Annotated in this window: 9 protein-coding genes; 1 reads left to right on the top strand and 8 read right to left on the bottom strand. The window is 51.5% G+C overall.

Features of this window, described 5'->3' with window-relative positions; translation table 11 throughout:
* Positions 1–64: 64 nt before the first annotated feature.
* The 4 genes from SBI19_RS26980 to SBI19_RS26965 all read right to left on the bottom strand — a co-directional run bounded on the left by SBI19_RS26980 (position 65) and on the right by SBI19_RS26965 (position 4,789).
* On the bottom strand, positions 65–1,453 hold the full coding sequence (locus SBI19_RS26980) for an arabinan endo-1,5-alpha-L-arabinosidase (protein ID WP_317972627.1): 1,389 nt from the start codon (positions 1,451–1,453) through the stop codon (positions 65–67).
* 105 nt (positions 1,454–1,558) lie between these two features.
* Entirely contained in the window at positions 1,559–2,404 is an 846-nt protein-coding gene (locus tag SBI19_RS26975; RefSeq protein WP_317972626.1) for a carbohydrate ABC transporter permease, read from the bottom strand.
* Positions 2,405–2,421: 17 nt separating this feature from the next.
* Positions 2,422–3,312 carry a carbohydrate ABC transporter permease gene (locus tag SBI19_RS26970; protein ID WP_317972625.1) on the bottom strand — a complete coding sequence of 297 codons (891 nt, stop codon included), beginning with the start codon at positions 3,310–3,312 and terminating at the stop codon, positions 2,422–2,424.
* Between the two features lie 109 nt (positions 3,313–3,421).
* Entirely contained in the window at positions 3,422–4,789 is a 1,368-nt protein-coding gene (locus SBI19_RS26965; RefSeq protein WP_317972624.1) for an ABC transporter substrate-binding protein, read from the bottom strand.
* 429 nt (positions 4,790–5,218) lie between these two features.
* On the opposite strand from SBI19_RS26965, the gene glsA reads away from it, so the two are divergent.
* Positions 5,219–6,130 carry a glutaminase A gene (gene glsA, locus SBI19_RS26960; protein ID WP_317972644.1) on the top strand — a complete coding sequence of 304 codons (912 nt, stop codon included), beginning with the start codon at positions 5,219–5,221 and terminating at the stop codon, positions 6,128–6,130.
* A gap of 738 nt (positions 6,131–6,868) precedes the next feature.
* On the opposite strand, the gene SBI19_RS26955 is transcribed toward glsA, so the two are convergent.
* The 4 genes from SBI19_RS26955 to SBI19_RS26940 all read right to left on the bottom strand — a co-directional run.
* Positions 6,869–7,696, bottom strand: a complete 828-nt coding sequence (locus tag SBI19_RS26955) for an amidohydrolase family protein (RefSeq protein WP_317972623.1) — start codon at positions 7,694–7,696, stop codon at positions 6,869–6,871.
* Positions 7,697–7,903: 207 nt separating this feature from the next.
* Positions 7,904–9,529, bottom strand: coding sequence for a response regulator (locus tag SBI19_RS26950; protein ID WP_317972622.1), 1,626 nt, complete (start codon positions 9,527–9,529; stop codon positions 7,904–7,906).
* 201 nt (positions 9,530–9,730) lie between these two features.
* Positions 9,731–12,199, bottom strand: coding sequence for a cellulase family glycosylhydrolase (locus SBI19_RS26945; protein WP_317972621.1), 2,469 nt, complete (start codon positions 12,197–12,199; stop codon positions 9,731–9,733).
* A 108-nt stretch (positions 12,200–12,307) separates the two neighbouring features.
* The coding region (locus SBI19_RS26940; protein ID WP_317972620.1) for a cellulose binding domain-containing protein at positions 12,308–13,240 on the bottom strand (933 nt) is incomplete at its 5' end.

The raw sequence follows: 13,240 nt of genomic DNA, 5'->3' as shown, positions 1-13,240 counted from the left end.
TTTCTTCTATTATAATAGAATCCAAATGATGACATCCATCGTTTGAAGATTAATCAATAATTCCTTAATCCTTCGTTCGCTTGCCCCAGATCGCAATACCGCGATCATCAAGACAGGTGAACACTAGCGCCGGCACGGAACGCTCCCAATCCCAGCCCGTCAGCACACGTCCAGCAGCTGTGCGCGCCTCACCGTTCACGTCCCGCCAATGAAGCGACAGCGTTGCTGCGTGCTCGTCCAACTGCCATTGACCGCTGACTAGTGCTGTACTGCCGGTCCCGATGATTGCACCATCCGCTTCTAATCTAGCTTTCTCCGCTCCGATCGCCGCATCAGACTCCGGCAGATGAACGATGATCTCCCATTCTCCAGCGATCAGTTCGACTGGAATCGGCTGTTCCTTCTCGCCCGCATAGCGCTCCGGCGATACGACCGGCCAACCGTCCGGCGTCCAAGCAATGCGGCGAATATGAAGATATGGCCACTGCGGATTCGTTTTGCCTCGCGCATGATGAACCATATACCAGTCATCGCCTTCACGCAGAACGGAGTTATGACCGGGATGCACCCAGCCCTCTCCTTCGCTGAATTCATAGCCGCCCATCAGCTTCGTGCCGACATCCGACTGCGGCATGTAGTGAATGTCATCCAGCCTTCTGCCATTGAAGTCCACATAAGGTCCGTCGATGAAGTCCGAACGTCCGACACGAACATTGTAATTGCGGAAGAGCGAATCGTAGGAGACGAACAAGTAATACTGACGGAAACCCTCATGGTACATTATATAAGGTCCCTCGACCGCCCCTTCTCTTGTCGCCTTGTCACGAGCCGCAATCCGTTTGCCGAAGCCAGGTTCCGACGGCAGACCTGTCTCGGGATTGAGCCGTGTAATATAGATGCCGTCGAAGAACGATCCGTACAGCAGCCATTGTTTGCCCATCGCATCAACTGCAATCTGCGCATCGATGGCATTGGGCCCAGGGTCGCCAGACTTTGTACGCATCGCTACACCGCCCTCTTCCCACGGTCCCTCCGGCGACTTCGCCGTCATTAGACCGATCAGCGAGCCATTCGTACCGAAGCTCGAAGCAGAATAATACATCCGGTATGTGTCGCCATGCTTGAATACGTCAGGCGCCCATAGATTGCTTGCTCCTGTCTCTTCCTTAGCGAGGTCCGGGATACCAGGCAGCGCCCTGCCAACCCATTCCCAAGCGATCAGGTCCTTCGATTTGCGCACCATCACGCCTGGCGTCAGCTTAGCCTTCGTCTGTACATCGGTCGAATACACATAATAAGTGCCATCGTCATCTCGGAAAATACCAGGGTCATGCACGTTCATCGTCTGCCACGCCTGCTCATTGTGAATCGCAGCCTCATCATACATCGGATACGTGACAGGTGCTGCAGGAAATACAGGCTTCGGTACGTCTTTCCTTTGGGCCTTGTCCATCTCTTCAGATACAACTCCTCATAGGGGATAGATGACATGATTGATATGCAAGAAGCCCTCCTCCCATTCTGTCGCCAGAATGGAGGGATGGGCCGATTGCTAAGATTAGCCTTTGACTGCGGAGATCGCAACCGATTCGATAATTTGCTTCTGGAACACGAGGAACACGATCAGCATCGGCAGGAGCGAGATAACGGATGCCGCCATGATGAGCGGATAGTCCGTCTGAATCGCATACATCGCATTGAAGTTGCCGATAACGAGCTGGAGCGTGTAATTCTCTTCCGACGTCAAGTAAATCGTCGGCGCAAGGTAGTCGTTCCAGACACCCATGAACCACAAAATCAGCTGAGCCGCAACCGCTGGTTTGATAAGCGGGAACACAATCTTCGCATAGATGCCGAAGTAGGACGAACCGTCGATCTTCGCCGCTTCGATAATCGCATTCGGCACACTCGTCAAATACTGACGAAGGAAGAAAATCATGAACACGTTGCCGAACAGGCCCGGTACGATCAGCGGAAGGAGCGAATCATTCCAGCCGAAAGACGAGAACATTTTAAACTGGGGAATCATAACAGCTGGATACGGAATCATGATCGATGAGAGCAGCAGCATGAAAATTTTGTTCTTATGCGGAACTTGCAGCTTCGCCAGTGCAAATGCCGCCAAGCTGGACGTGAATGTACCGATCACCGTTACGGATACAGCAACTTTCAAACTGTTCTTAATACCGCTGAGCAGCGGGCCCGCCGTCCAAATCTCCGAATACTTCGCCGTCAACCACTCTTCCGGAATCCACACGGGCGGAAGCGCGAATACTTCCATCTTCGTCTTGAACGATGTCGAGACCATCCACAGCAAGGGGGCGATCATGAACACTGCGCCGATGCACAATAGGATGAAAATAATAATGTTAGCAGTACTCCATTTCTTAGAAGACAAAACCATTCATCGCCACTCCTTCCTTAGTCGAGGTCACCCGACGATTTCTCATTAAACTTGAACTGCACAAGCGTTACGATGAAGATAAACACGGCAAGCAGTACAGCCATTGCAGATGAGTAACCAAATTGGAAGTTACCGAATGCCTTCTGCCACATGTAGAATACCGCTGAAGCCGACGAATACTCAGGACCGCCTGTCGACGTCATAATGTTGATCTCCGTGAAGATCTGCGAACCGCCGATAATGCTCGTTACAACGATGAAGAACGTTACAGGTTTCACCATTGGCCACGTGATCGCACGGAACGTCTGGAAACCGTTCGCGCCATCGAGCTCAGCCGCCTCGTAGTAACTGCGGGACACGCTTTGAAGCGCTGCCAAGTACAGGAGCATCGAATAGCCAAGACCTTTCCAGATCGCCATAATCATAATTGCCGGTTTAACTGTATGTTTATTAGCCAACCAGTTTGGACCTTTGATGCCGATCAGATCGAGGAACTGGTTAACTAAACCGTAGTCACCGTTGTAGGCCCACTGCCACAGAATTGAAATGGCCGCCAAGGAAGAGATAACCGGGACATAATAAATAACGCGGAATGCAGTCGTACCAGGAATACCTCTGTTCAAACCCATCGCCAGCAGAAGCGCCAGCACAAGACCGATCGGAATGCCGATCATCATGAAGAACGTATTGAACATTGCTTTGTGGAACAGTTCATCCGAGAATAATTCCTTGTAGTTATCGAATCCGATAAAATCCATCTGACCGAGTCCGTCCCAGTCTGTAAAAGAGCCGTAGATCGAGTACAGCATCGGGTACATCGTGAACAACAACATCCCGATGACCGGTGGTGCTAAAAACAAATAGCCGAAAATCATTTCTTTACGATATAGTTTCGATTTGGTTGGCATGGCTCTCACCCCTGGTTATCCGGAATCAAAATGATGCTAACCGCAGCATCGAAGAACAGCAGCTAGCATCATTTCTCCCGGCATTAATCTTTGCTGTAGACAGACTTAATTACTTTTTCGATTTTTGCTCTTGCTCGATTGCCTTATCAAGCAGCTTTTGCATCTTAGGTTGTTCCGATTTCACATAGTCTGCAGCTGTAACTTTGCCGTCGATAACCGGTTGGATATCTGTGAAGAACAGGTTGTACCATTCCGCATTGTACGTTTGCGTACCTGGAATCGGACGACCGTATTCATTAACAACTTGCAGGAACTCTTCTTTGTTGGCTGGTTTTGTGGAAGCGTCTGCCGCCCACGTTTGAGCCATATCGATCAAGTTCGGAATTTGAACTTTCGCGCTTACGAGCTGCTCCATACCTTCTTTGGAAGCCGTCAGATACATCACGAGCTCTGCTGCATCGGATTGGAACTTGGAATCAGCGGATACGCCGATACCGAGGGAACCGAGCCACGTAGCCGGTTTGCCTGTTTTACCTGCTGGCATAGGAATCAGATCGTATTCGAATGGCAGCTTCTCGTATGTGCTCATATCCCAAGGACCTACAGGGAAGAATGCCATTTCGCCTTTCATCCAGCGTTGGTACGTATCAAGCGTTTGCGCTTCTTGAACAGAAGGCGTGATGTGGTAAACGTTCTGCATGTCAGCGAAGTATTGGAGCGCTTCAGCGAATGCCGGATCATCGATCGTAACTTTCGTCTTCGTCGAGTCGAGCCAATCAGCACCGTTACTCCATACGAACGATTGGAGCATCCAGTTCACGTTGAAGCCCGTACCGAATTGGTCGATTTTGCCGTCGCCGTTCGTGTCTTTCGTCAGCTCTTGGTTAACTTTGATGAACTCGTCCCACGTGTAAGGCTTGTCTTTATCAGGAAGCGCGATGCCCGCTTTCTCGAACATCGTCTTGTTGTAGCCGAGTGCGAAAGGACCAACGTCTTTAGGCAGACCGTAGATTGCGCCTTGACCCGTTACGGTGCCGTCATAACGATAGAAGTTAACGCCATATGGCCAGATATTGTTGATATCGATCGACGATTTCTCAACGTATTGCGTGATGTCGGCCAGAACGCCGCTGTTGGCATAAGCGCGGAGATCGCCTGGATCGTAGTAGAATACGTCCGGTACGGATTTGCCTGCGATCGCTGCTTTGAGCTTCGTCGCATATTGGTCAGCCGTCGTCGTCACGATTTTAACTTTCACGCCTGGATGATCTTCTTCGAATTTCTTAATAACTGCCGTGTAAGCTTTTTGCTCGTCTGGACCGCCGCGGAACATGAACGTCAGGTTTTTCGTTTCACCGGATTGTGCTCCGTTGTCTGTCGAGTCGGATTTGTCATCTTTGCTTCCGCAGCCCGCGAGGACGCCAGCAAATACGATGATCAGGGCTAAGATGGAAATAAGGAATTTGTTCTTTGCCATGTGATATTCCCTCCTGATGATGTTATAATGAACTACACATCTGAAACCGCATTCATTTCTCTGTTAAAAACACGTTCGAGATCCCCTTGCTATTACCCTCAGCAATGTTCACTTGAGAGTCCTGACGCCACCTCCGATTCATGATGGACAAGTTACCAACCGCCAATCCAAGCATGCGGCAAGTGACCAATCAGCAAATCCATTAATCATTAATAAATTTGTTACAGCAATCATAATTCAAAGCGTTTTCAAAGTCAATATACCTTGGCTAAACTTTTTTGTTAATAACAAAATCATTAACATAGCTCACCATTTCTTCATTTTCCATAGGCAGAATTCGTGTTTATAATAACCATATATGGTATGGAGTATGCCCATTCGTTAGGAGTGACACGATTGAACGACCAATGGCGATTCATCGCTTCAAGCATGCCTAAATGGCTGGAAGATTGCAGACCGTTTGCCCATAACGGCTCGCCTGCCGCCTATATCCCTGAACTGGCCAAAGCACCTAAGGAAGCGCTCGGAGTCACACTTCTGGCATCTGACGGAAGTATGATCAACGGCGGAGACAGCAGCTTTATGTTCACGATGCAGAGCATTTCCAAAGTATTCACCCTGCTGCTGGCACTGATCGACAACGGCGAAGAAGCCGTATTCGCCAAGGTCGGCATGGAGCCGACCGGCGACGACTTCAATTCCATGCTGAAGCTGGAGCTCGTCGAACCAGGCATTCCTTTCAATCCGCTTATTAATGCAGGCGCGATCGCCGTAACTTCGCTCATTCGCGGCAGCAGCCCCGAGGAAACAACCGAGCGCATTCTCGCCTTCATTCGCCTAATGGCCGGCGATGACAGCATCGGCTATAACGAAGCGGTCAGCCGATCCGAAGCTGCAACGGCCTATCGCAACCGCTCGCTCGCCTACTTCTTGAAGGACAACGACGTGCTCGAGGCTCACACAGACGTCGAACAGGTGCTAAGCGTCTACTTCAATCACTGCGCAATCGAGGTCAACTGCCGTCACCTTGCAAGAATGGCGCTTATTCTGGCTCATGGCGGTCTTGATCCGCTTACGAATCGCCGTCTGCTGCCAAGACGTTATGTGCAGATCGCCAAGACGTTCATGCTTACCTGCGGCATGTACAACGCATCGGGTGAATTCGCGATCAAGGTCGGAATACCGGCAAAAAGCGGCGTTGCAGGCGGCATTATGGCAGTCGTCCCAGGCCAATACGGCATCGGCGTCGTCGGACCAGCACTGGATAAGCGAGGCAACAGCATTGCAGGCGTAAGACTGCTCGAAGCCATGTCGGTCGAGTGCGATTGGAGCATCTTCTGAAGCTTTGCTATTAGAATGAATACGCCTATCTTCCACGATCTGGTTGATAGGCGTATTATTTATATTAATGCTACTAGTTAACGTTTTAATTAATTAATTTTGTTGTGTAAAAACCACTTTTGCATGTCGAACCCTTATGAATACCTTCATGTTTATGTTGTGTATTGCACACTCTTTGCAGGTATATAGCGCTAGGTCGTCCCTCGCGTTTAAAGCCTATAATGATGCTCATCCGAAGCTTCTTCTTGTGTGCGACTGTTCGTGTATCCGAACAACTTCAATTGGTCGGTCGTTTGATTGTTCGAACAATAAGTTCTGATGACGGCTAAGCCCCAGCAGCTCACCAAATAGGCTACCGTTGTATTTCGTGCAACTGAACCAGCTTGTTTACCTTCCAGCGGCATTCCTATTGCATTCCGTACAACTGAATGAGCTGAAGGAGACTATTTCGGACACTTGTCCACCTCTTATGCTATTTGCCAATGTATGAAATCCAACAGAGTTAAGACGATAACGGCGCAACGCCCCATTCCATTGCAACAATTGCAATAGAATGGGGCGTTGTCTCGGCCGAAGCACTCGGCTTAAGAGAGGCCTGTTAGTTTATCGCTAATAAGCAGCATGTGGTGAGAAAACCTCTATCGGAGTAATTCGATGATGTGCGACCCACAGCTTTGCGGAACAGAGCGGCTTGGTAAGCACGAGGTAAGTTTGATCGCCGATAAGAATTTATGTTCCCTATAACTTATAGAACCTCGCCGCATTACCTCCGAACAACGCCTCTCGTTCAGCGCTGCCGTAGCTTGCTGGCAATGCCGATTCCAGCACTTCCATGCATTGATCGTACGTCGCTGCCAGCAGACACACCGGCCAGTCGCTCCCGAACATCACCCGCTGCGGACCGAAGCACTCGATCGCATGCCGAATATACGGTACAAACTGCGCTTGCTTCCACTGGTTGTGATCAGCCTCTGTCACCATACCTGACAGCTTGCAATAAACATTCGGATAGCTCGCGATGATGCGAAGCTGGTCCTGCCAAGGCTCCAGCTCACCTGACGCAATGACAGGCTTGCCGATATGATCAATCACTGCATGCAGATGCGGCACCTTCTCCAGCAATTGAACGACTGCGTCCAGTTGAGACGATCGCATGAGCAAATCGATCGGCTGCTGAATGTCGGCAAAATAGGTCAGCGCTTCGATATAGGCAGGCGTCAGCACTTCATTCGCATCCGCCATCTCTTGAATCATAACCCGGAATCCGACGAACTTCGGATCTTGTTTGAACCGTTCGTAGACCGTTTTGTAATCCGGGGACTCCAGATCGAGCCAACCGACAACGCCTGCGATGCTAGCGTCTTCTGCCGCCAATGACAGCAGGAAGTCCGTCTCCTCCTGTTTGGGCTCAGCTTGCACGACGATAGAGGCATTCATTCCATGCTTGCTGAGACTAGGTTTCAAATCGTCCGGCAAGTAGCTGCGATACAGAATCGTACCTTCTTCCAGCCAGCCCAAGTTGCCCCGTTCGATTTTCCAATAATGTTGATGAGCATCGATCCGCACCCCATGCACACACCTTTCTATCCCTATGTATTCCAACGCAATCCTGTAAAATCAGAAACAGAAACGTACAAGCTTAAACACGCAAGAAAAAAGCCGGACAGCCCAAAGCTGTCCAGCTGATTGTTGGCCTTGTTACGCTCATTGTAACAAATGGCGTTACTAGGGCAAAGTAGCGAATGCGCATGTCAACATACCCAATTATGACATCTAACGTTTGTTGCGCTTGCGAAACTCCTGCGGCGTATACCCTTCCTGCTTCTTAAACAGCTTGGAGAAGTAAGAAAAGTTGCGATAGCCTGTAATCTCCGCTACGTCGCTAACTTTCAAATCCGATTCGCTTAGCAGCCGCTTCGCTTGTGTCATCCGCTGATCCATAATGTAGTCCGACAAGGACAAGCCTGTCTCCTTCTTGAACAATCTCGACAAGTATGCAGGATTAAAATGGAGAAATGCCGCAATGTCTTCTCTCGTCAGATCTTGTGACATGTGGGACTGTACATACTGTTCGATCAGCTCGACAACCGAAGGCTCACGATTGCGACGCTTCTCATGCGCGCTCATGGAAGCATCGATCATTCGTTTCGTCCACGCGCGCAGCTGCGGTAACGATTTCGTAGCTTGAAGCATGTCGTCATGCCGATTCAACGACTCCAGCGCATGATCCACCGAAATGCCGTTCTTATGGAAAGTCTGATAAATCATCGAAACGAAATGGTAATAAAACGCTTTCAAATTTTCTTTTGAAAACGATTTTTGATTCTCGTACACGCGGAACAGCTCGTCGAGTCGACGCTGCAGCTCCTCTTTCTTGCCGGATTCGAACAATACCGCAAGCTCGGACGGCCAATTCACCGACTGCATGCTCACTTGATCCTCGTAGTTCTGGCCTTCGACGAAGATGGAATCGGACCTCGACACGTTGCGCCGCTCCATATCGAGAAGCTCCGCACAGCTGCCCGCAATCCCGGTAATCGGGCCAGGCAGGCCGATGTAGCAAGAAACATGGGAGTAGAAATATTGGTTGCAATCCGCAATAAACCGACGGCACCGCCACTCTAGCTCCTTCATATCAGCGGCAATCCGCATAGCGTCATAAATAATAATAAAGATTGCGCCGCTGCGGCATTTGACCACTGTGCCCATCCATTCGCGAAGCACTGTCTCCCGCGCCGAGTTCATCATCGCGTATTCCAGAATGTTCTCGTCGCGGCTTCCAAAGCTCTGCTTCCAGCGGTCCACGCTTAGCAGTAACGGAATAAAGACGTCGCTGGCTGAAAATTGGGGATGAATCATCGACAAGTAACTCGTGTGCGGCTCCGATACAGACACATTCGAGGTCTCTCCGGTCGGCTCAATCAGATCCGTCCAGAATCGATCGACCAGCACATCGCGTTGAGTCTTGAGCAAATTCTCGTACCGCTCCGCTTTCGTATGCAGCGACAGCTTCCGCCTCGTATCCTCCAGCTTGCGCAGCGCCTTCATGACGGTTTCCTTCAGCCTGTCATGAGCGATGGGCTTCAGCAAGTAATCGAAGCAGCCGATCTGCAGCGCTGTCTGCGCATAGTCGAATTTGTCATGACCGGTTAGAAAAATCGTCTCCGTTGTAATTCCCCGTCTCTTCATCCAATCCAACAGCTCTAGTCCGTTCTCTCCTGGCATCTCGATGTCGCAAATCATCACGTCTACGGCGTGTTCCCCCAGCCGCTCTCTGGCTTCCTCTGCGTCAGAGGCAGAGAAAACTTCTGTGATCTGTAATGAACGCCAATCAATGGTATCCACAACACTCTTCAATGCGAACGCTTCATCATCGACGACCAGAAGCCGATACACCATCGATACCCCCTTCCCCATCAAGGATGCGAATAAGGAGACTTCAGTCAGATCAAACATTGCAGGCACAATTTCAGTCTATCAAATTTGGTAACTACCTACAATATTTACCTGACTAGTTTCAAGTAAGCGCTCGCATCCCGACCAACCGGACGTCCGCTCCGATCTACGGCGGCGGACGTCCAGCCCTATTCTTGGTGTCTATTAAGGCTCAATTCCCCACACAAGCGATCCGCTTTGATACAGGGTTACTTTGTTCCAATCGACGAAAGCTGACTTCGTACCGTCGAACGAGTAGTCGTTGCTTTCATTGAGATTCGTCCAGTCGGATTTCGCGATTCGAATTTGAATATCGCCGCTTTGACCACCTGGTGCAATTGAACCTGCTGCGGCGCTGAACGACAGCTCCAAGTACGTATCCGCCGTCGTCTTAGCCGGACTGACAGAACCGAACACGCCGCTGACGGCGCTCGCGCCTACTTGTGCGTAGTCGACCCAGTAGCTGAGCGATGCGCTTGTCGTATCTTTGGTCAAATAGTAACGCAGCTTCAGACCGCTCAAGCTTACTGCTGTCGTGCCCGTGTTCTTAATGTTGAACGATGCGTAGATTTGATTGTCATTCGCATTAGCGTTGCTCAGCTTGTATTGAACGACGAGGCTGCTAGGCGTCGTCGTGCTTCCTGCTGGCGTTGCGCTTGCAGCCGACGAGTTTGCTGATTCGCCCGCGCTGTTCACTGCGCTCACAACATAGTTGTACGTCGTACCATTCGTCAGTCCCGTATCCGTGTACGTCGTACCCGTTGCGCCTGTCGCGATTGTCGTGAATGCGCCGCCGCTGACTGCCGCACGTTTCACGTTATAGCTCGCTGCACCACTTGAAGCTGTCCAAGTCAGCGTAACTTGTGCATTGCCTGCGGAAGCCGTCAGCCCGGTCGGCGCTGCCGGCGCGGTAACTGATGCTGCTGGCGTAGCGCTCGCTTGCATTGAATTCGCCGATTCACCTGCACTGTTCACGGCACTTACAACATAGTAGTATGTCGTACCGTTCGTCAGGCTAGAGTTCGTGTAGGATGTACCTGTAACGCCTGTTGCTACTGTCGTATACGTGCCGCCGCTCGTCGTCGCGCGTTTCACATTATAGCTCGCAGCACCTGTCGATGCTGTCCACGACAGCGAGACTTGTGCATTGCCTGCCGTTGCCGTCAGACCCGTCGGTGCGGACGGAACAGTCGTTGGTGCAACTGGTGCAGCGCTCGCCTGAGGCGAGTTCGCCGATTCACCCGATCCGTTAACGGCAGTTACCACATAATAGTAGGTCGAGCCGTTCGTCAGACCCGTATTCGTATACGTCGTGCCCGTAACCCCAGTCGCTACTGTCGTGTATGGACCTCCGCTCACACTTGCGCGCTTCAAGTTGTAGCTTGCTGCACCGGTCGACGCTGCCCATGTCAATGTCGCTTGGGCATTGCCTGCGGCTGCACTTAGGCTTGCAGGCGCGGCAGGAACGGATACGACGGTGAGCGGCTTCATAATGCGGTCAAGCATCGATTGCTTCGGCGCATTCCATGTCTGCCAGTCATCGAGCAGCAGACCGCCTGTATCGCCGCTGTTCGGGTTAAGGCACCAGTACGTCCAGTACAGATCGTTCTGCTTAATGTAATCGACCAGTTTATTTTGCCAGATGCCTTCTGTCGTCGTCAGATCAACGCCTCGGCCGCCGAATTCGCCCATCAGAATCGGTGCAATGTTGTTCTTGCTAATGTAGCCCCAATACGAATCCCACAATGCCGGCATATTGTTCGGGAAGCTCGGATCGGAGAACCAGGTTTGACTCGCTACACCTGGACCATAATCATGCGGGGAGTACACGACTCGATTCGCTACATTAAGCCGAACCGGATAATTCTGCACCCCTCTCAGATTGCCGCCCCACCAGTAGTTGCTGCTGTCCCCCTGCACATTGGAAGAGACCCCTTCTACGAGGATGAGCCAGTTCGGATTGGCAGCGAGAATCGCATTGCCTGCTCGTTCCGCTGCAAGACGCCAGTCTGTTGCGAGATTGCCTGTTCCCCAAGAAGCGGTACCATGCGGTTCATTATGAAGGTCAGCGCCGATAACGGTTGGGTTATTCGCATAGTGCTGCGCCAGCATCACCCAGTCGTTGATCCAGCGCGCTTCTGAATATTGCGCTGTATACCATAGCTCCGATTGACCTCCCGAATCAGGACGATGGCGGTCAAGGATGATCTGAATGCCTCGCTCGCCAGCTTCTTGCACGACACGGTCCATGACCTGCAGCGGCGTCAGACCAACGAGGTCAGGGTTCGTATTCGGGCTGATGCTGACCGGCATAACGCCTGCATCGAACATTTGCGTCGAATAAGGCAGACGAATCAAGTTATAGCCTTTCGATTTGATTTGATCCATGAAGCTATCGAGAGAATAAGACCACAATCCATGCGGCGAGTAGTTCGCTGTTTCGAAGCCGAACCAGTTAAGCCCGTTGAAAATAGCCGGATTGCCCGCTTCATCCACAATCCGATTGCCTGAAGTGTGGTAATAGCCAAGTGCAGCCGCTTCCGTTTTACGTACGCCGATCGTCGCAAACATGGAGCAGACCATTGCTGCAGTCAGCAGCATGAGGCCCCAACGTCTCATCGTGACAGTTGCCATTCCGACATCTCTCCTCTTCTTCTTCGCGAATAGAATCGTTTCGGAGCGCCCCGCAGGGCGCTCCGCTGAACCATTACGTATTGGCAATCGTAATAATGAGACCAGCCTTTACGGCTCAATCCCCCATACAAGCGAACCGCTGTTGTACAACGTCACTTTGTTCCAGTCAGCGAACGACGATTTCGTTCCATCGAACGAATAGTCACTGCTTTCGGAGAGATTCGACCAATCGGACTTCGCGATGCGGATCTGAATCTCGCCCGTCTGGCCGCCTGCTGCGATGGAACCTGCTGCCGAGCCGAACGACAGCTCCAGATACGTATCTGCCGACGTCTTCGCTGGGCTGATCGTGCCGAACACGCCGCTTACCGCGCTCGTGCCTACTTGTGCGTAGTCGACCCAATAATTGAGCGATGCGCTCGTCGTATCCTTCGTCAGGTAGTAGCGCAGCTTCAGGTTGTTAAGACTTACTGCCGTCGTACCCGTGTTCTTAATGTTGAACGTGGCGTAGATTTGATTGTCATTCGCATTGGAATTGCTCAGCTTGTATTGGACAACAAGGCCGCTAGGCGTTGTCGTGCTGCCAACTGGCGTTGCACTTGCAACTGACGAATTCGCCGACTCGCCCGCGCTGTTGACTGCGCTTACGACGTAGTAATAGGTCGTACCGTTCGTCAGTCCCGTGTTCGTGTACGTTGTACCTGTCACGCCTGTCGCTACCGTCGTGTACGCGCCGCCGCTTGTCGCTGCACGCTTCACGTTATAGCTGGTCGCTCCGCTTGAAGCCGTCCATGACAGCGCTGCTTGGGCATTGCCAGCCGCAGCCGTCAATCCCGTAGGTGCTGCCGGAACCGTTGCTGGCGCCACAGGTGTTGCGCTTGCTTGCGAAGAGTTAGAAGATTCGCCCGCGCTGTTGACCGCGCTGACGACGTAGTAGTACGTCGTGCCGTTCGTCAGGCCCGTGTTCGTGTACGTTGAACCTGTCACGCCTGTCGCTACCGTCGTGTACGCGCCGCCGCTTGTCGCTGCACGCTTCACGTT

It is taken from the genome of Paenibacillus sp. CCS19 (assembly GCF_033239625.1).
Classification (GTDB): Bacteria; Bacillota; Bacilli; order Paenibacillales; family Paenibacillaceae; genus Paenibacillus_T.
The sequence above is the reverse complement of the archived record's forward strand: the minus strand, read 5'-3'. Positions and strand labels throughout refer to the sequence as shown.

Bases quoted from the DNA above. Each gene is read 5' to 3' on its own strand.
- SBI19_RS26980 (WP_317972627.1), bottom strand. From the start codon at position 1,453: ATGGACAAGGCCCAAAGGAAAGACGTACCGAAGCCTGTATTTCCTGCA.
- SBI19_RS26975 (WP_317972626.1), bottom strand. From the start codon at position 2,404: ATGGTTTTGTCTTCTAAGAAATGGAGTACTGCTAACATTATTATTTTC.
- SBI19_RS26970 (WP_317972625.1), bottom strand. From the start codon at position 3,312: ATGCCAACCAAATCGAAACTATATCGTAAAGAAATGATTTTCGGCTAT.
- SBI19_RS26965 (WP_317972624.1), bottom strand. From the start codon at position 4,789: ATGGCAAAGAACAAATTCCTTATTTCCATCTTAGCCCTGATCATCGTA.
- glsA (WP_317972644.1), top strand. From the start codon at position 5,219: ATGCCTAAATGGCTGGAAGATTGCAGACCGTTTGCCCATAACGGCTCG.
- SBI19_RS26950 (WP_317972622.1), bottom strand. From the start codon at position 9,529: ATGGTGTATCGGCTTCTGGTCGTCGATGATGAAGCGTTCGCATTGAAG.
- SBI19_RS26945 (WP_317972621.1), bottom strand. From the start codon at position 12,199: ATGGCAACTGTCACGATGAGACGTTGGGGCCTCATGCTGCTGACTGCA.